The organism is Campylobacter sp. LMG 17559 (genome assembly GCF_024723605.1).
Lineage (GTDB): Bacteria > Campylobacterota > Campylobacteria > Campylobacterales > Campylobacteraceae > Campylobacter_D.
Window position 1 is genome coordinate 1 of sequence record NZ_JANQCZ010000019.1, and the last position, 18,743, is coordinate 18,743.

The window sequence follows — 18,743 nt, forward strand, 5'->3', positions numbered from 1 at the left end:
AAAGTGAGATTATTTATTTTTTTTAGATATAATCGAGCTTTATTTATATATTAAAAAAGGTTATATTTATGTTGCGCTTGTTTATTGTAAGTGTTTTATTTTTTAATTCACTATTAGCTTTTAATGTAAAATCTTTATTTACTTATACTTTTAATGATAACATTAGTTATGACTTAGAAAAAGCTAAAGAAATATATTTTAAAAATAAATGTAATACTTGCCATGGAGAGAACGGAGAAAAAAATTCTTATGGCAAAAGAGCTCTTAAAGACTTAAGTCCAGAAGAAATCAAAGGTGCTTTGAAAGATTATGCTAATGGATATTTTAAAAATCAATCAAGCGATAATATCCAAATGAGTTTGTATGCTAAAAAATTAAGTGATAGTGATATGAACCACATCATAGCTTATTTAAAAGGACAAAATTTTTCTATAGAGCTTAATCAAAAAGATCTTTTAGAAGAAGAGCCAGCACCAAAAACTAAACACAATACATTTTTAAAATAACAAAAAAGGAGTTTTCATGAAAAAAAATCTACTGTTAGCTAGCTTACTTTGTGCTAGTTCAATTTATGCTGCAGAGGTAAAAATAGGGGTTGTTTTGCCGCTTACTGGCGCTTTAGCAGCCTATGGTAATGATGTATATGAGGGTATTAAACTAGCCAATACTTTAAATCCAAATTTAAAAAATGGAGATAGTATTAAAATTATAGCTATTGATACCAAAGGTGATAAAATAGAAGCAGCAAATGCTACTACTAGACTTATCTCTCAAGATAAAGTTTTGGGGCTTATAGGCGAAGCTGTTACACCAAATACTATGCAAGTTTTATCCATAGCCGAAGAAAGAAAAGTTCCTGCTATAGCTCCAGTTGCCTCAGGCGATAAGCTTTTAGACAAAAAAAGCTATGCTAGTAGAGTTTGTTTTATGGATAGCTTTCAAGGAGATAAATTTGCTAATTATGCCTACAAAGATTTAAATTTAAAAAGCGTGGTTGTTATAGTTGATCAAAGCAATGTATATTCATTGGGTCTAGCAAGAGCTTTTGAAAAAGAATTTAAGCAAAATGGTGGAAAAGTACTTAAAAAATTAACCATTTCTTCGGGCGATAAGGACTTTAAAGCTATTGTTTCACAACTTAAAAGTATCAATCCAGACTTTGTTTATATGCCAATTTATCACCCAGAGGCTGCCTTAATAGCAAGACAAGCAAAAGCGGTTGGATTTAACAAACTTTTAAGCGCAGGAGATGGGGTAAACAATAAAACATTTATTGAGCTTGGTGGTGATGCTGTAAATGGAGTAGTATTTACTGATAGTTTTGATTATAACAATCCTCCAACAGCTTTGTCTAAAAATTTCATCAATGCTTATGAAAAAGATCATGGCACCAAAGAGCTTCCAGCATTTTCTGCTATGGGAGCTGATGCTTATTATGTAATGGTAAATGCAATGAATGAATGCGCTAGCAATCTTAATGCACAATGCATTAATGAAAAAATTCACTTAACCAGTAATTTTGAAGGTGTGGGTGGGGTTATAAGCATAGATGCTAGTGGTAATGCGAGTCGTTCTGTAGTTATAAAAGAAATACAAGATCAAAAACAAGTATATAAAACTATTATCAATCCTTGAAAGGTAAACTATGAAAAAAATTAGTATAGCTATATTATCTGTCATAGCTTGCAATATTATACAAGCAAAAGAAATCAACATTGGCGTAGTTTTACCTCTAACAGGTTCTACGGCAGCATATGGACAAAGTGCTTTAGATGGAGTGAAAATTGCAAATTCCATGAAAAACACTCTAAGTAATGGAGATAAAGTAAATTTAGTAGTAGTAGATACAAAAGGTGATAAAATAGAAAGTGCCAATGCTAGCACAAGATTAGTTTCGCAAAACAAAGCTTATGCGCTAATTGGTGAAATGCTAACAGCTAATACTTTGCAAGTGATAAGAATTGGCGAAGAAAAAAAGATCCCAGTGGTTGCTCCTGCAGCTACTGCTGATAAAATTTTAAATAAAAAATTATATGCTAGTAGAGTTTGTTTTATGGATAGCTTCCAAGGCTCATCTTTAGCTAATTATGTAAAAAATAAACTTAACTATACTAAAGCTGTGATAATTAGCGATCAAAGCGCGGATTATTCTTTGGGTTTAACTAGAGCCTTTGAAAAAGAATTTAGCAAGCAAGGTGGAAAAATTTTAGATAAATTTAGAATCACAGCAGGCGATAAAGACTTCAAAGCTATTCTTTCACAAATTAAAAATTTAAAACCTGATTTTATTTATCTTCCAGTATATTATACCGAAGCTTCTTTATTTGCACGTCAAGCAAAAGCAATGGGTATAAATATCCCTATGGGTTCAGCAGATGGAGTTGCTGATGAAACCTTTGTTAATTTAGCTCAAGATGCTGCAGAAGGATATTTATTTACCGATAGTTTTGATTATAACAACCCACCAACACAACTTTCAAAAGACTTCATACTAGCTTATGAAAAAGAAAAACAAAGCAAAGAAGTTCCAAATTTCACAGCTATGGGTGCAGATGCGTATTTTGTGATTTTTGAAGCTATGCAAAAATGTGTCAATGATTTTAACAGTGAATGTATCAATAACAATATCCACTCTACTTCAAAATTTGAAGGTGTTAGCGGAGTAATTAACATTGACAAAACAGGCAATGCTACGCGTTCAATTGTTATAAAATCAATAGAAAATCAAAAACAAATTTATAAAGATACGATTCTTCCGTAAATAAAATTTTAAGAGGTTCAATGGATAGTTCTTTAATTTTACAGCAAATTATAAATGGTTTTAGCTTAGGTAGCATGTATGCACTTATTGCTATAGGCTATACAATGGTCTATGGTGTTTTAAGATTGATTAATTTTGCACATGGCGATATCATGATGGTAGGTGCATACTCAGCTTTATTTTGTGTCACAAGTATGAATGTGCCTTTTTTAGGAGCTCTTTCTTTGGCTATGTTATTTGCAGCAGCTTTAGGTATAGCTATTGATAGAGTAGCTTATAAACCTTTAAGAAAAGCACCTAGAATTTCTTTACTTATTACAGCTATAGGCATAAGCTTTTTAATACAAAATGTATTTAATGTCTTATTTGGTTCAACCCCAAAATATTTTCCTGTGCCAAATTATCTTGAAACAGTGATTAATTTTAATAATATCAGCATTAGCATCAATAGTATTTTAGTGCCTATTTTGACATTTTTTATACTATTAGTGGTTTTATTCATACTTTATAAAAGCAAATATGGCATTGCTATTAGAGCTTTAGCTTTTGATATTCATACTGTAAATTTAATGGGAATTGACGCAAATCGTATTATCGCTATTGTATTTGCACTAGGCTCAGCTTTAGCCGCTATTGGTGGTATTTTTTGGGCTGTTAGCTATCCTTCTGTTGAACCTAGCATGGGAACTCTTATAGGACTTAAAGCATTTGGAGCTGCTGTTTTAGGTGGTATTGGTTCGGTTGCTGGAGCAGTATTAGGTGGTTTGATTATAGGATTTACAGAAGTTGTTGTAGTTGCTATTTTCCCTGATCTTTCTGGTTTTAAAGATGCTTTTGCATTTATCTTTTTAGTATTGATTTTGCTTTTTAAGCCAACCGGAATTTTGGGCATAAATTTTGAAAAAAGTAGGTTTTAAGATGGTTGCAAGAAAAATTACACATTTAAGTTTTTTTATCATAGCACTTGCTTTTCTTTTTATATCTCCTTATTTTTTCAATGATTATAAAATAGGAATTTTAAGCAATATTGCTATTTTTGTTATCTTAGCAGTAAGCTATAATCTTATCAACGGGGTTACAGGACAATTTTCACTAGAACCAAATGGCTTTGTAGCTATAGGAGCTTATGTTGCAGCTTTAGTATTACTTACAAGTGAAAGCAAAATCGATCAGTTTTCTTTAGAAGATCCAAGTAGCTTTATTTTGATGATTCATTCGCCAAGTTTTATTGTGGCTTTACTTGCTGCTGGACTTTGCGCTATGCTTTTATCTTTAGTTTTGGCTTTTGCAGTATTTAGAGTTAGAGGGGATTATTTAGCTATTGTAACACTAGGTTTTGGTATTATCATTAAACTTATGGCGATTAACTTTGCTTCTGTTACAAATGGCTCTTTAGGCTTAAACGACATTCCTAAACACACTACTTTATACTGGAGTGGTGGGATTGCCATATTTTCTGTTATTATCATCTTAAACATTGTTAGTTCAAAATTTGGTAGAGCTATGAAAGCTGTAAGAGATGATGAAGATGCAGCACTAGCAATGGGTATAAACACCTTTAATATTAAAACCTTAGCCTTTAGCACTTCAGCGTTTTTAGAAGGTGTTGGGGGAGGTTTGCTAGCTTGTGCACTAGCTTCAGTTTCACCTGAGCAATTTGACTTTTTATTTACCTTCCAACTTTTAATCATCATTGTTTTGGGTGGTTTAGGTTCAACTACTGGTGCTATCATTGGGGCTATTTTAGTAATAGGTGGAAGTGAGTATTTAAGATTTTTAGATGAAAGTATGAATATTTTTGGTTATGAAACCCCTGCTATGCCTGGTCTTAGAATGGTTGTATTTTCCATTGTATTGATCTTGGTAATGCTTTTTGCAAGAAGAGGAATAATGGGAGATAAAGAATTAACAGATGTTTTGTTTAAGTTTTCTAAAAGGAAGAAAAAATGATTTTAGAGCTTAAAGAAATTCATAAAAATTTTGGTGGAGTTAGCGCTATAGCTAATACCTCATTTGCTATTAAAGAAAGTGAAATTTTTGGACTTATAGGCCCAAATGGCGCAGGAAAAACTACGTTGTTTAATATTATTACAGGAAATTATAAGCCAAGTAGCGGGGAAGTCTTTTTTCTAGGAAAAAAAATTGATCATTTAAAACCACACAAAATAGTTCATCTAGGTATAGCAAGAACTTTTCAAAACATCAGACTTTTTTCAAGCATGAGTGTTTTAGAAAATGTATTGATTGGTTTTGATCAAAGTATTAAATATAATATTTTCGAAGCCTTTTTACATCTTGGAAGATTTTCCAAAGCAGAAAAAAATGCAAAAAAAGCAGCTTATGAAATTTTAGAACAACTCAATATTGCTCATTTGGCTGATGAAAAAGCTACTAGTTTAAGTTATGGTCAGCAAAGAAAAGTTGAAATAGCAAGGGCTTTAGCAACAAATCCTAAACTTTTATTGTTAGATGAACCTGCAGCAGGTATGAATTCTACAGAAAGTGATGATTTGGCCGAGTTAATTTTTAACATAAGAGATAATAAAAAAATTAGTGTTTTACTTATAGAGCATGATATGAAATTTGTAAATAAGCTTTGTGATAGAGTTATGGTGCTTGATTATGGTAAGACTATTTTTGAGGGAAAACCAAACGATGCGGTGCAAAACCCTGAAGTAATTAGTGCATATTTGGGAGATTTTAATGCTAGTAGTTAAAGATTTACATGTTTATTATGGTTTGATTGAAGCTGTTAAAGGTATTGATTTTACTATAAAAACAGGAAGTATAGTTAGCTTAATAGGCTCAAATGGTGCAGGAAAAACCTCAACACTTAATGCTATGCTAAATTGTGTTAAAAAAACTGGCGAGGTAACTTTTCTAGGTTATGACACTCAAAGACATTTACCGCACACTCTAGTTCAAAAAGGCATTGCTTTAGTACCTGAGGGAAGAAGGGTTTTTATCAATCTTACTATAGAGGAAAATTTAAAAATTGGTGCTTTTAATAATGCAGAAAATTATGAGCATTTAAAAAATCAAATGTATAGGCTTTTCCCAAGATTAAAAGATAAAAAAAATGCCCTTGCAGGAACTCTAAGTGGCGGAGAAGCTCAAATGCTAGCTATCTCAAGAGCACTCATGAGTGAGCCAAAACTTTTAATGCTTGATGAGCCTTCATTAGGTCTTGCTCCAAAAATAGTTGGAGAAGTTTTTGATATTATAGTCAAATTAAAAGAAGAAGGAATCACCATTTTATTAGTAGAGCAAAATGCATTTTCAGCTTTAAAAATCAGCGATTATGCTTATGTTTTGGAAAATGGCAAAATTGCTATGCATGCACCTGCAAAAGATCTTATCGGCAATGATGAGATTAGAAAAAAATACCTTGGAGCTTAATTCATGAAAAAACAACTTTTAGCTTTTGGGGATATAAAAATTTCTATTTTTTTGTTTTTAATTTTTGCCCTATTTTGCGCCCTAGCTACTTTCATAGAAAGTGCTTATAATACACCAACAGCTTGGGCGATGATCTATGGCTCTTCTTGGTTTGGCTTTATACAACTCATACTAGGGATTAATCTTTTAGCAGCTCTTTTTAAATACAAAATGTTTAATAAGAAAAAAATACCACTTTTAATCTTTCATATCTCATTTTTATTTATATTACTAGGCTCAGCGATGACTAGGTATATGGGATTTGAGGGAAATTTACACATTAGAGAAAATGAAAAAAATAATATTATTGAAACTTCAAAAAGTTATATTTACATAGCAACCTTAAAAGATGATAAAGTATATAGTGCTTCAAAATCTGAATATATTGCAACCCTGCCTTTTGTAAATGATTTTTCATTTGATTTAATCTTGCCTGATGAAAAAGCTCAAATTGCATATGAAAATTTAATCTTAGATGCAAAAGAAGTTTATATTGATGATAATAATTCTGCTCCACTTTTATCTTTAATGCTTTCACAAAATAACGAATCTAAAGAATTGCTTTTTCAAGCAGGAGATATTGAAAATATCAACGGCGTTAATATAGCATTTTTAAATGACTCTGTTCCAAGTCCTTATATAAAAATCGATAAAGATTTAAAACTTAGTGCTGATTTTGATTTAAAATACATGTCAATGAGTGATGGCAAAGAAAATATTTTAAAAGCAAATCAAAAAGCACAAGCTAAAGATTTAAGATTATATTCTTTTAATGATATTAATTTAGTGGTTAAATTTGCTTCCTTGCATGGCAAAAAAACTTTAGAGGGTATCAATCAAGCTCAAGATGAAAGCTTTTTTACTTGGTTTAAAAATAGTTGGATAGAGCTAGGACGCAATGCTTTGATTTCTTTATTTGGCGAGGCAAAATACTGGAATAATTCTTTATTAAATAATTTCAAAGACTTTGCTCAAAGCACTAAATATATGCCAACTCAACTTTCAGATAATGCTATTAATGCTTTAAAATTAAAACTAAGTTACAAAGGAGAATCCAAAGAAGTTTTCCTAGTAGAATACAACTCGCCTATCCGTATTGATGTAGCAGGTCAACCTTTCTTTTTAAGATGGGGTCCTAAAGGAATAGAAATGCCATTTGAAATGTACTTAAAAGACTTTGAATTAGAACGTTATCCTGGTTCGATGTCGCCTATGTCTTATGCAAGTTATGTAGAAATTGACAATGCTGATAAGAAACTAGAATATAAAATTTTCATGAATAATGTTTTAGATTATCAAGGTTATAGATTTTACCAAAGCTCATACGATCAAGATGAACTTGGCACCATACTTTCAGTCAATAAAGATCCGGGTAAAATTCCTACATATATAGGATATTTTTTACTCACATTAGGAATGTTTTTAAATATTTTAAATCCTCATTCAAGATTTAGAACCTTAGCTAAATTAATCAACCAAGACACCCTAAAAAAAACAAGTGCTATTTTGGCTTTTATATTAGTTTTATTTGCAGGCCAAAATACTTACGCAAATGAGCCTATCAAGGTAGATGAAACACACGCTAAAGAACTTGCTTCTTTGATAGTGCAAAAGCCTGATGGTAGAATGGTTCCTTTTAATACTTTAGCCATGGAAGTTTTAGAAAAAATACATAAAACAACGACCTTCCAAGGGCAAAGCGCTGAAGCAACAATTATATCGATGATTTTTGATGGTAGTGCATGGTATGATAAAGATATTATATTTATGCCAACAAGTCGTTTGGTTAATGAAGAAATTTCTAAAATTTTAGAAATTGAGCCTAGAGTCTATACTAGTTTTAAAGATTTTTTCACTACAGATGCTTATAAACTGCAAAAATATGTAGAAAATGCTAATAGAAAAAATCCAAATCGCAGAAGTGTTTTTGATAAAGAAATCATCAAGCTTGATGAAAGGGTTAATATTGTAAATTTAATTTTCTCAGGTGATATTTTTAGATTTATTCCTTTGCAAAATAGCACAAATAATCAATGGGTAGCACCACGTGAAGCTTATATAGGATTAAAAGGTGAAGAAGGTGCAGAAGTTAAAAGTATTTTAGAAAACTATTTTAATGCAGTTAGTAATTCCATTGTACATAATAACTGGGATGAAGCAACTAAAAACTTAAATGCTATCAAAAATTACCAAGAAAAATACGGCCATGAAGTTATGCCTAGTGCTAAAAAAATTAGCACAGAAATCTTTTTCAATAAAAGTCAAATTTTTGCAAATCTTACCCCTCTTTATCTTTGTGCTGGATTTTTGCTTTTAATTATAGTTTTTATTAAGATGCTGCTGCCAAAAATACGCATTGATTTTATTTTTAAATGTGTTTATGTATTTAATATCGTGGCATTTTTCATCCATACTCTAGGTTTGGCTTTGCGTTGGTATATAGCAGGTCGTGCTCCATGGAGTAATGCATATGAGAGCATGGTTTATATAGCTTGGGCTTTATCATTATCTGGAATTTTCTTTTCCAGAAAAAGCCCTATTGCACTTTCTTTAACTTCTATTTTAGCAGGAGTTACTTTAGGTGTAGCTCATCTTAGCCAAATGGATCCACAAATTACCAACTTAGCTCCTGTGTTGCAATCATACTGGTTAACTATACATGTTTCAGTTATTACTGCTAGCTATGGATTTTTAGGACTATGTGCATTATTAGGTATATTTGTACTTGTTTTACTATGCATGCTAAAAATCAATGGTAAACATAATGAAAATATTTTAAGAAATATTACAGAAGCAACAAGAATTAATGAAATGGCTATGATCTTAGGACTTTGCTTACTTACAGTTGGAAATTTCTTAGGTGCTATATGGGCAAATGAAAGCTGGGGAAGATATTGGAGTTGGGATTCTAAGGAAACTTGGGCTTTAATTAGTATTTTAGTTTATGCGGCTATTTTACACATTAGAATGGTGCCAAAATGGGCAAATCAATACACTTTTGCAGTTTGCTCTATGTTTGCATACTGGGTAATTATCATGACTTATTTTGGAGTAAATTACTTTTTAACTGGCATGCACTCTTACGCAGCAGGAGATTCAGTAAAAATTCCTGATTATGTATATTGGGGCTTTTTATTTATGGTTGCACTCAACATAGCAAGTTATTTCAAAAGATCCTATGCAAGAAAATTATAGAAAGGCTTTAAATGAATAATTCTCTTTTTATATTTTTAATTGTAGCTTTAGTTGTTGTTATTATACTTGGTGTTCTTTTGGTATTATTTTTTACCCATAAAGATAAACAACCCAACAAATCTAATGCAACCAAAGCTCCAAAAATAAGCAATATAGAAGACTTTATTTCCAAAGCCAATGGAGCAAAAAATTCTCAAGAAATTCAGGCTTTAATCTTGCAATTTTTAAATTCACAAAAATTTGGTTCCAATCCAAAAGATAGCACCACTAAAAGAAAACTTGATTTTATTAGTGCTATTTCAGCAAATGCCAATGCCACTCCTAAGAATATTTCGTTTTTAAATAATGAATTAAAAAAAAGATATAAAACTTTAAAAAACGAAATAGATGCTTATGAGCAAATAGGTTTAGCAAAAAGAAAAATGAGACAATCTTAAGGTTTTTTGATGAAAAATATTAGAAATTTCTCTATCATAGCTCATATTGATCATGGAAAAAGTACACTAGCTGATAGAATTATTAGCGAATGTGGTGCAATTAGTGACAGACAAATGAGTGCTCAAGTAATGGATACTATGGATATAGAAAAAGAGCGTGGTATAACTATAAAAGCTCAATCTGTGCGTTTAAATTATAAACTTAATAACGAAGAATATGTATTAAATTTAATAGATACTCCAGGTCATGTTGATTTTTCCTATGAAGTAAGTCGCTCTTTGGCAAGTTGCGAGGGAGCTTTGCTTGTTGTTGATGCTTCACAAGGAGTAGAAGCTCAAACTATAGCCAATGTTTATATAGCCTTAGAAAACGATCTTGAAATCATACCAGTGATAAATAAAATAGATCTTCCTTCAGCTGATATAGAAAAAGTTAAGCACGAAATAGAACATATTATAGGCATTGATTGCTCTAATGCAATTTGTGTTAGCGCAAAAACAGGTGTAGGTATAAAAGAACTCATAGAAACCATCATCACAAAAATTCCTGCGCCAAAAACCGATGATGAAGCACCTACTAAAGCTTTAATTTATGATTCTTGGTTTGATAATTATCTTGGAGCTTTAGCTTTAGTTAGAATTTATGAGGGAAATATAGCTAAAAATGATGAAGTTTTAGTTATGAGTACAGATAAAAAACATCTTGTACAAGATCTTTTTTACCCCCATCCATTAAACCCTATAAAAACCAAAAAATTAGAATCAGGTGAAGTAGGTGTTATCGTGCTTGGACTTAAAAATGTTGCTGATGTTCAAGTGGGCGATACCATAACACTAACCAAAAATAAGGCAAAAGAAGCCATTGGTGGTTTTGAAAAAGCCAAAGCTTTTGTTTTTGCAGGATTATACCCTATAGAAACGGATAAATTTGAAGATTTAAGAGATGCTTTAGATAAATTAAAACTCAATGATAGTTCTATTACCTATGAACCTGAGACATCGCTAGCTTTAGGGTTTGGTTTTAGAGTTGGTTTTTTAGGTCTTTTACATATGGAGGTTATTAAAGAAAGACTTGAGCGTGAGTTTAACCTTGATTTGATTGCTACTGCTCCAACTGTTACTTATGAAATTTATCAAACTGATGGAGAAGTTTTAAAAATTCAAAACCCAAGCGAGCTGCCTCCAGTAAATAAAATCGATCACATAAAAGAACCTTATGTAAAAGCAACTATCATAACCCCAAGTGAATATTTAGGAAATTTAATCACTCTTTTAAATCGCAAACGTGGTATGCAAGTTAAGATGGATTATATCACCCCTGAGCGTGTTTTACTTGAGTATGATATACCTTTAAATGAAATCGTTATGGACTTTTATGATAAACTCAAATCACTCACTAAAGGTTATGCTAGTTTTGATTATGAACCTATTGAATTTAGAGTGGGTGATCTTGTAAAGCTTGATATTAAAGTAGCTGGTGAAAATGTCGATGCACTAAGCATCATAGTGCCAAATGAAAAGGCACTAAGTAAAGGCAGGGAGCTGGTAAAAGCGATGAAAGAAATCGTCCCAAGACAGCTTTTTGAAGTTGCTATCCAAGCAAGCATTGGAAATAAAATCATCGCAAGAGAAAATGTAAAATCTATGGGTAAAAATGTAACTGCAAAATGCTATGGCGGGGATATTACTAGAAAAAGAAAGCTTCTTGAAAAACAAAAAGAAGGTAAAAAAAGAATGAAAGCTATTGGCAAAGTACATTTACCTCAAGAAGCATTTTTAAGCGTTTTAAAAATAGACTAAATCCCTAGTTTAAAACTAGGGATATAAATTTATACATTGATATCTAAAGAATTTCCACCCAATTCATTGATTTTTTGAGTTACTTTTTCAATAGCTTTATCAATTGTCTCATAGCTGATATCAGGAAGTTTGCCACCCCACATTTTTTCCGCTTGCGCAAATCCTGCTTTTAGACCTTCTAAACCTTTTTGAAGTTTTTCCATATCATCACCAGCCCCATTAATAACAAAATCAGCCAATCTTTGAGATGTTTTTGCTACACCAAAATACCCATCTTCCCCAATAAGCTCTTTTGCCTCATCAGCATTTAAACTAAGTATATCTTTACCTTCATATCCTATAGCTTTAAAATCTACATTTGATAAAATAGCCGTTAAAGAATCCTTAGACTGAGCTCCTTGAAAAATCCCAGCTTGAGATAGACCATTAGATGAACTCATGTTAAATGCTTGTTGCATAAAACTCATAGCATAAAGTTCTGTTATGCCTTTTCCGCCTATACTAGCAAGCTTACTAAGCTTATCCTCATCAATATCTTTTGTGCTATTAGCGCTTTTAGTATTGGCATCTTCAAGCTTAGTATTCGAATCAGCCTTCCTATTGCTAATCTGTGACTCCACTGCCACACGTGAATACGAATTTATTTGCATCCTTGCTCCTTTTTTTGTGGGTTTATAAAAATCGGATAAAAATTATTAAATTTTATATTAAGAAATTTATAACCACTACTATAATATAATTTCTTTTATTTATTGTATTTTTAAAATTTAGGTGATATAAATGTTTTTTAGAGATTTTTTTATAATCATTGTTGATCCGTATTTTAAAGATATCATAGAAGGCATAGAATCTCTTTATTAAATTTATTTTATCTGCATAATCTAAATAAAATAATTTTTAATAAGGAAAACCTATGTCAATACATAATTTTTACACTACATTAAATCCTACTACACTTTTTATAAAATGCGCTTTGCCAAATATGGCGAGTATGGCTTTTATTTATCTTTATGTGATTATTGATGGAATTTTTGTTGGAAGATATTTAGGTTCAGATGCACTTGCTGCTATGAATTTAATGATGCCTTTTATCATGATAAGCTTTGCTCTAGCTGATATGATAGCCATAGGATCATCAGTACAAATAGCAATTAATCTAGGCAAGGGAAAAATAGAAAAAGCAAGAGCTATTTTTTCTTTTTGCATAGTTCTTATTTTTGCAATTTCTTGTTTAATGGGAATTTTAGGATTTTTCTTAGCAAAAGCATTAAGTGCTTTTATGGGAGCTGATGAGAATATTCAAAGCTTATCTGCTGAATATATGCAAATTTTTGCTATTTTTGCTCCCTTTACGATGTTAGCTTTTGCCATGGATAATTACCTTAGAATCTGTGGAAAAACTTTTTATAGTATGATGGTTAATGTCATTACTGCTTTGAGCAATATTTTTCTTGATTGGCTTTTTATAGTGGTTTTTGATTGGGGGCTTTTTTCAGCAGCTTTAGCAACTTGTATAGGGATGTTTTTAGGAAGCATTTTGGGGATATTACCTTTTGTTTTTAAAGATTTAGTTTTAAAATTTAAAAAGCCAATAATCAAGCTACAAATACTAAAAAATATACTCTATAATGGCTCATCTGAATTTTTTTCCAATATTTCTAGTTCTTTTTATACTATCTTAGCTAATGCTTTTTTACTTGAACTTTCTGGAAATACAGCTGTTGCAGCATTTTCAGTGATTTTATATCTTAGCACTTTTGTTTTTATGCTAGTTTTAGCTATGTGTGATGCTATGCAACCTGCATTAAGTTATAATTATGGACACAAAAATATCGCAAGAATTCAAGCTATTTTTAAAAGAATGTTTTTTGCTTCTTGGGGTGTAAGCACAATAGCATTTTTATTTGTTTATTTTTTCAATAACCTTATAGTAAGTGTTTTTAACAAAGATAACAACCAAGATTTTATCCATATAGCACAAAATGCCTTAATATTTTTTTCTTTTTCGTTTTTATTTTCCTGGTTTGGAAAACTTTGCGCTTCATTTTTCACAGCACTTGATAAACCTTTGCTTTCTTTAGGAATTTCTATTACCCAAAGTCTTGTTTTTCCATTCTTATCTTTATTTATACTAACGCAATTTTTAGGAGTAAATGGAGTTTGGCTAGCTACTTTGGTGGGGGATGTTTGTATGATTTTTATTGCTTCAATTTTACTATATAATACTTTTAAAAATCTAAACTCTTAGCCAAATTTAAACAAGAGTTTAGATCTTGCTTTTCACATATATATAAATTTTTAAAATTATGGAGCTTTAAAGCTGTACTTTGACCTATAACTACAACTTTATCTTCGTTTTTTAATGCAAAAAATTTCAAAAATTGCTCTATGCTTGAAGGAGCACTAAAGATAAAAACACTAGGATGTTGTATTTTTAACTCATCTTTTTTAGGCTCTATGGCTACATTTTCATAAACAATTAATTGTTTTAAAGAGATATTTTCATTTAATAAAACCTCATCAAGGCCTGAGCTAATTTTCTTAGCTCTTAAATAAAGACATTTTTTATTTTTAAACTCAGATAAAAACTCGCTAGCTAAATTTTTACCATAAGCTTTACTGGGATATTTGACATTTTTAAAACCAAGTTCTTTTGCAAAATCAGCACTTTTTTGCCCCACAGTATAAAGTTTAATATCAAAATCAATTTTACTTTTACTTAAAATTAATGCTTTGAGTGCGTTCTTAGAGCTAATGATCAAACAATCAAATTCTTTTAAATTCACTTCAAAATCAAGAAATTTGATTTCATTTAATCTTATAGTCTTAACGCCATCAAATTCTTTATCCCCTATAAAATAAATCATTATTTTCCTATAAAAGTTTTATCAAAACTTGATCTTAAATTTAAAGTTGCCATATAAGGATCACTTGCTTGCATAATTGCTCTAACTACAGCTATACCTTGTATATTACAATCTTTAAGCAAATTTAAATTAGCCTCATCTATCCCACCTATAGCCACAATAGGTAAAGAACTTAAACTAGTAATTTCTTTTAATCCATCTATACCAAGTACAACACAATCTTGCTTACTAGGCGTAGCAAAAACAGCCCCTACTCCAAGATAAGTAGCGCCTTGAGTATTAGCAAGCTCACTTTTATGATTGATCGTAATTCCTATGATTTTATCTTCACCTAAAAGTTCTCTTGCTTTTTTTAAAGGCATATCCTTTTGACCTATATGCACTCCATTTGCATTCACAGCCATGGCTATATCGATTCTATCATTTATCACAAAAGGTGTATTATATGTTTCACACAAAGTTTTAACTTTTAAAGCAAGATTATAAAATTCTAAAGTGCTAAGATTTTTTTCCCTAAGTTGTAAAATATCAATCTTGGCTTTCAAAGAAGCTTCTAAAATATTTAAAAACTCACTTTCACTTTTCTCACCCTTGCTTGCAACAAGATAAATTTTAAATGATTTCATATTTAGCTCTTTTTTTAATTTCTTCATCATTTAAATTACTTAAAGCATCGATTAAATTCACTCTAAAACTACCACTTCCACTAGAAAGCTCTTGAGCGATTTCACTAGCTATACCAAAACTTAGTAAAGCATATAAACTAGCTTGAAATTTATCTTCTAATGCTCCTGCAAAAACTCCACACAAAGAAGCACACATACAACCTGCTCCAGTTATTTTAGTAGCCATAATAGAGCCATTATAAACTTTTGCAATACGCTCTTGATTTATAATATAATCAATTTTTCCAGTTATAGCTAAAACACGCTTAGTTTTATATGAGTACTCTCTAGCTTTTTCTAAAAACTCATCATTAATCACAAAAGTACTATCAACCCCTCTTGCTTTACCATCTAAACCTATAACACTAGCCATTTCAGACGCATTTGCTTTAACAATACTAATGCCTTTTAGATTAAGCAATTCAAAATTAATCCCGTCTCTTGCCTTACTCACACCCAAAGCAACAGGATCAAAAACTATAGGTTTGTTTAATAAAGCATATTCTTTGGTTGCTTTTAACATAGAATTTGCTACAAGCTGATTAATAGTGCCTGTATTTAATACTAAAGCTGAGCTTATTTTAGCAAAATCAGTTTGTTCTTCATAAAAATCAGCCATAGCAGCACTTGCTCCCATTGCTATAGTTACATTCGCACAATCATTAGCTGTAACATAATTAGTAATATGATGAATCAAAGGATTTTTTTCTCTTACTATTTTAATCATTTTTTATTCCTTATCAAATTGATAAAAATGATTTGTTGGACCACAACCTTTTCCAAGTGCTAAGGAATTTAATATAGCCCCATATACATAATCTTTAGCAAGCTTTATAGCTTCATGCTTTTCTTTACCTAAGGCAAGATTACTAGCTATAGCTGAACTTAATGTACAACCTGTGCCATGTGTGTTTTTTGTGTTGATTTTTTCTGCTTTAAAAATACTAAATTCCTTTCCATCATAAAAAACATCATTGGTATTATTTTTACTATGCCCACCTTTAATCAAAACACTTTTTGCACCTTCTTTGAAAAGCTTTATAGCAGCTTTTTTCATATCCTCCTCATTGAGTATTTTAAAATCACATAAAAATTCAGCCTCAGGTATATTTGGCGTAAGTACATCAGCTAAAGATAAAATTTCATCTTTAAAAAACTGACAATTTTCCAAAGGCATTAAAGCATAGCCATTTTTTGCAAACATCACAGGATCAATCACTACATTTTTGGCTTTAAAGCGTAATAAATTTTCTTTTACACAAGTTATAATTTTTTTTGAACCTAGCATCCCAATTTTCACAGCAGCTGGCTCTATATCTTCATAAACTGCTAACATTTGCTCATCTATTATCTTAGTGGGTATATCAAAACAAGAAATCACCCTTGCAGTATTTTCAGCCACAACACTTAAAACTACACTCATACCAAATAAATTATGAGCGCTAAAAGTTTTTAAATCAGCTTGTATGCCAGCCCCACCGCTACAATCACTTCCTGCTATAGTTAAGATAGGAATTTTAGTTTTTGTTTTTGCTTGTATCATTTTTATCCTTTTTTATAAAAAAGGAAAGTTTTTGCAAGAATTCAAAGTTCGCATTACCAAACTTCTCAAGGGTCGAAGTCTAACTTCCTCTCAGCAAAAGCTCCCCATTAATGAAAAATTATATCTTAGTTTTAATTAATCTTAAAAAATATTTTGAAATACTGCTATAATTTTGAAAAAACTACACAATTTTTGAGGAAAAAATGACTAAAATTATTTTTGTTTGCTTAGGGAATATTTGTCGTTCTCCCATGGCTGAATTTATTATGAAAGATCTTTTAATAAAAGTAAATTTAAACGATAAATTTACTGTTTCTAGCGCAGGCACTTCAGGTTATCATGATGGAGAGGATATACACTATAAAACCAAAGCCATGTTAAATAGTAAAAATATCAACTCCAAGCCATTTTGCAGTCAAAAGCTAAGCTTAAAAATGTGTGAAGAAAATGATCTTATTATCGTTATGGATAATTCTAATTATAATGATGTAGTTAAAAATTTTCCAAATTTTAAACACAAAATTCACAAAATCACTTCTTATGCTTTAGAATTAGGATATGATGAAGTTCCTGATCCTTGGTATAGCGGAGATTTTAATGAGACTTATACTATACTCTCGCGGGCATGCTCTAAACTCTTAAAAACATTAATATAAAAATTTATCATTTAGATAATATTTGTACATTTTTGATTTTAATGTTATAATAAAACCAAATTTCAACATTGCAAATAAAAAAAATGGGGGGGGGTATTTAATGAAAAGTATTAAATTAAAAATTTCATTAATTGCTAATATTATAGCTATCATCTGTTTGATAGTACTTGGAATTATTAGTTTTATTTTTACAAAAAAAGCTTTAAACCATGAAGTGGTTAATGCTGAAACTAACTATGTAAAAGTTGCAGAAAAATCAATGAGAGATTTTAAAAGTCTCCATACTCATTCTTTAGAGCAACTTTCTCAAGCTATTTTAAGACTTCCATATAACGAACTTAATACCCAAGAAAAGCTTATGGAAAACACAGGTGATTTACTTAAAACCGTTAGAGATATAAACAGCTATTTGGCTGTCTATATAGCTCAATCAAATGGAGAATTAATAGTAAGCGATCCAGATAGTGATAGTAAAGGTTTAGACTATGGAATTTATGGAAAAGCTGACAATTATGATGCTACCACAAGAGAATTCTATATAGAAGCTAGAAAGAAAAATGGCTTATATATCACAGCAGCTTATATTGATGCAACAACAGGATTGCCATGTTTTACCTATGCTATGCCCTTAATTAAAGATGGTAAATTTATAGGGGTATTAGCAATTGATGTTTTGGTTAAAGACTTACAAGAAAAATTTAACGAATTACCAGGAAGAACTTTTGTATTTGATCATGCTTATACTGTATTTGCATCAACTGATAAATCATTAGTTGGTGGAGAGCAAAATCCAGATATAGTTACAGTAGCTAAAGCTTATGAAAATGCTGGAGATTATAATATTTTTAATTATACCACTCAAAATGGTGGCGATAGATTTGGTATTTGTGTAAAAATTGATGGTTATACAACTTGTGCTGGTGAAGATGTAGAAGTAATAGAAACACCTGCACTAAAAATAGCTTACATTCAAACCATTATTGTTATTTTTACAAGTATTGCAAGTATTGTTTTACTTTATTTCATCATCTCTTATTATCTATCACCTTTACAAGCTATACAAAATGGTCTTAGTTCTTTCTTTGATTTCATCAATCATAAAACTAAAGATTCTGCTATGATAGATGTTAAAAGCAACGATGAATTTGAAATAATAGCAAAAGCTATCAATGAAAACATCACTAAAACTAAAAATGCATTAGAACAAGATGCTAAAGCAGTAGAACAATCAGTAGAAACCGTTAGAGAGGTTGAAGGTGGTAATTTAGCTGCAAGAATCACTGCTATGCCAGCACACCCTCAATTGCTTGAACTTAAAAATTATCTTAATGAAATGCTAAATGTATTAGAACAAAAAGTTGGTTCTAATATGAATGAAATC

Annotated in this window: 18 protein-coding genes; 13 read left to right on the forward strand and 5 right to left on the reverse strand. The window is 30.7% G+C overall.

Features of this window, described 5'->3' with window-relative positions:
• The first annotated feature begins 68 nt into the window (after nt 1-68).
• Genes CAMP5082_RS07665 through lepA form a run of 10 tightly spaced genes read left to right on the forward strand, consistent with a single transcriptional unit; the run spans nt 69 to nt 11,631 of the window.
• Complete coding sequence (locus CAMP5082_RS07665) at nt 69-506, forward strand: c-type cytochrome (protein ID WP_263728214.1); 438 nt, start codon at nt 69-71, stop codon at nt 504-506.
• 16 nt (nt 507-522) lie between these two features.
• Entirely contained in the window at nt 523-1,635 is a 1,113-nt protein-coding gene (locus CAMP5082_RS07670) for an ABC transporter substrate-binding protein (protein WP_337206369.1), read from the forward strand.
• Between the two features lie 10 nt (nt 1,636-1,645).
• The gene (locus tag CAMP5082_RS07675; protein WP_337206370.1) at nt 1,646-2,761 is read left to right on the forward strand and encodes an ABC transporter substrate-binding protein; all 1,116 of its coding nucleotides are present in this window, start codon (nt 1,646-1,648) and stop codon (nt 2,759-2,761) included.
• 20 nt (nt 2,762-2,781) lie between these two features.
• Nucleotides 2,782-3,678 carry a branched-chain amino acid ABC transporter permease gene (locus CAMP5082_RS07680; protein WP_263683266.1) on the forward strand — a complete coding sequence of 299 codons (897 nt, stop codon included), beginning with the start codon at nt 2,782-2,784 and terminating at the stop codon, nt 3,676-3,678.
• 1 nt (nt 3,679) lies between these two features.
• Nucleotides 3,680-4,711 carry a branched-chain amino acid ABC transporter permease gene (locus CAMP5082_RS07685; protein WP_337206371.1) on the forward strand — a complete coding sequence of 344 codons (1,032 nt, stop codon included), beginning with the start codon at nt 3,680-3,682 and terminating at the stop codon, nt 4,709-4,711.
• Nucleotides 4,708-5,478, forward strand: a complete 771-nt coding sequence (locus tag CAMP5082_RS07690; RefSeq protein ID WP_263703109.1) for an ABC transporter ATP-binding protein — start codon at nt 4,708-4,710, stop codon at nt 5,476-5,478. Before CAMP5082_RS07685 ends, CAMP5082_RS07690 begins: the two co-directional genes overlap by 4 nt.
• Nucleotides 5,465-6,160 (forward strand): high-affinity branched-chain amino acid transporter, ATP-binding protein, encoded by a 696-nt coding sequence (locus tag CAMP5082_RS07695; protein ID WP_039618807.1) that lies wholly within the window; start codon nt 5,465-5,467, stop codon nt 6,158-6,160. Before CAMP5082_RS07690 ends, CAMP5082_RS07695 begins: the two co-directional genes overlap by 14 nt.
• Nucleotides 6,161-6,163: 3 nt before the next feature.
• Complete coding sequence (gene ccsA, locus CAMP5082_RS07700; RefSeq protein WP_337206372.1) at nt 6,164-9,394, forward strand: cytochrome c biogenesis protein; 3,231 nt, start codon at nt 6,164-6,166, stop codon at nt 9,392-9,394.
• Nucleotides 9,395-9,405: 11 nt separating this feature from the next.
• Entirely contained in the window at nt 9,406-9,831 is a 426-nt protein-coding gene (locus tag CAMP5082_RS07705; RefSeq protein ID WP_337206373.1) for a hypothetical protein, read from the forward strand.
• 9 nt (nt 9,832-9,840) lie between these two features.
• Nucleotides 9,841-11,631 (forward strand): translation elongation factor 4, encoded by a 1,791-nt coding sequence (gene lepA, locus CAMP5082_RS07710; RefSeq protein WP_263679687.1) that lies wholly within the window; start codon nt 9,841-9,843, stop codon nt 11,629-11,631.
• A 29-nt stretch (nt 11,632-11,660) separates the two neighbouring features.
• Here the strand turns inward: lepA and CAMP5082_RS07715 are convergent, their stop codons facing one another.
• Nucleotides 11,661-12,281, reverse strand: a complete 621-nt coding sequence (locus CAMP5082_RS07715) for a hypothetical protein (RefSeq protein ID WP_337206374.1) — start codon at nt 12,279-12,281, stop codon at nt 11,661-11,663.
• A gap of 269 nt (nt 12,282-12,550) precedes the next feature.
• Here CAMP5082_RS07715 and CAMP5082_RS07720 point away from each other — a divergent pair, with 269 nt between their 5' ends.
• Entirely contained in the window at nt 12,551-13,879 is a 1,329-nt protein-coding gene (locus CAMP5082_RS07720; protein WP_337206378.1) for an MATE family efflux transporter, read from the forward strand.
• On the opposite strand, the gene CAMP5082_RS07725 is transcribed toward CAMP5082_RS07720, so the two are convergent.
• From CAMP5082_RS07725 to thiD, 4 genes are read right to left on the reverse strand one after another with little or no spacing between them, the layout of a single operon-like run.
• Complete coding sequence (locus CAMP5082_RS07725; protein WP_337206379.1) at nt 13,860-14,501, reverse strand: uroporphyrinogen-III synthase; 642 nt, start codon at nt 14,499-14,501, stop codon at nt 13,860-13,862. The two genes, CAMP5082_RS07720 and CAMP5082_RS07725, sit on opposite strands and share 20 nt — an antisense overlap.
• Nucleotides 14,498-15,124 (reverse strand): thiamine phosphate synthase, encoded by a 627-nt coding sequence (thiE, locus tag CAMP5082_RS07730; protein WP_337206375.1) that lies wholly within the window; start codon nt 15,122-15,124, stop codon nt 14,498-14,500. Before thiE ends, CAMP5082_RS07725 begins: the two co-directional genes overlap by 4 nt.
• Nucleotides 15,111-15,890, reverse strand: a complete 780-nt coding sequence (thiM, locus tag CAMP5082_RS07735; protein WP_263683258.1) for a hydroxyethylthiazole kinase — start codon at nt 15,888-15,890, stop codon at nt 15,111-15,113. The genes thiE and thiM overlap by 14 nt, the downstream gene beginning before the upstream one ends.
• Before the next feature lie 3 nt (nt 15,891-15,893).
• The gene (thiD, locus tag CAMP5082_RS07740) at nt 15,894-16,703 is read right to left on the reverse strand and encodes a bifunctional hydroxymethylpyrimidine kinase/phosphomethylpyrimidine kinase (protein WP_337206380.1); all 810 of its coding nucleotides are present in this window, start codon (nt 16,701-16,703) and stop codon (nt 15,894-15,896) included.
• Nucleotides 16,704-16,909: 206 nt separating this feature from the next.
• Here thiD and CAMP5082_RS07745 point away from each other — a divergent pair, with 206 nt between their 5' ends.
• Together CAMP5082_RS07745 and CAMP5082_RS07750 are read left to right on the forward strand one after the other, a co-directional pair.
• Nucleotides 16,910-17,362 carry a low molecular weight protein-tyrosine-phosphatase gene (locus CAMP5082_RS07745; RefSeq protein WP_337206376.1) on the forward strand — a complete coding sequence of 151 codons (453 nt, stop codon included), beginning with the start codon at nt 16,910-16,912 and terminating at the stop codon, nt 17,360-17,362.
• A 100-nt stretch (nt 17,363-17,462) separates the two neighbouring features.
• Nucleotides 17,463-18,743 (forward strand): PDC sensor domain-containing protein (locus tag CAMP5082_RS07750; RefSeq protein ID WP_337206377.1); only part of this gene is annotated, 1,281 nt, incomplete at its 3' end.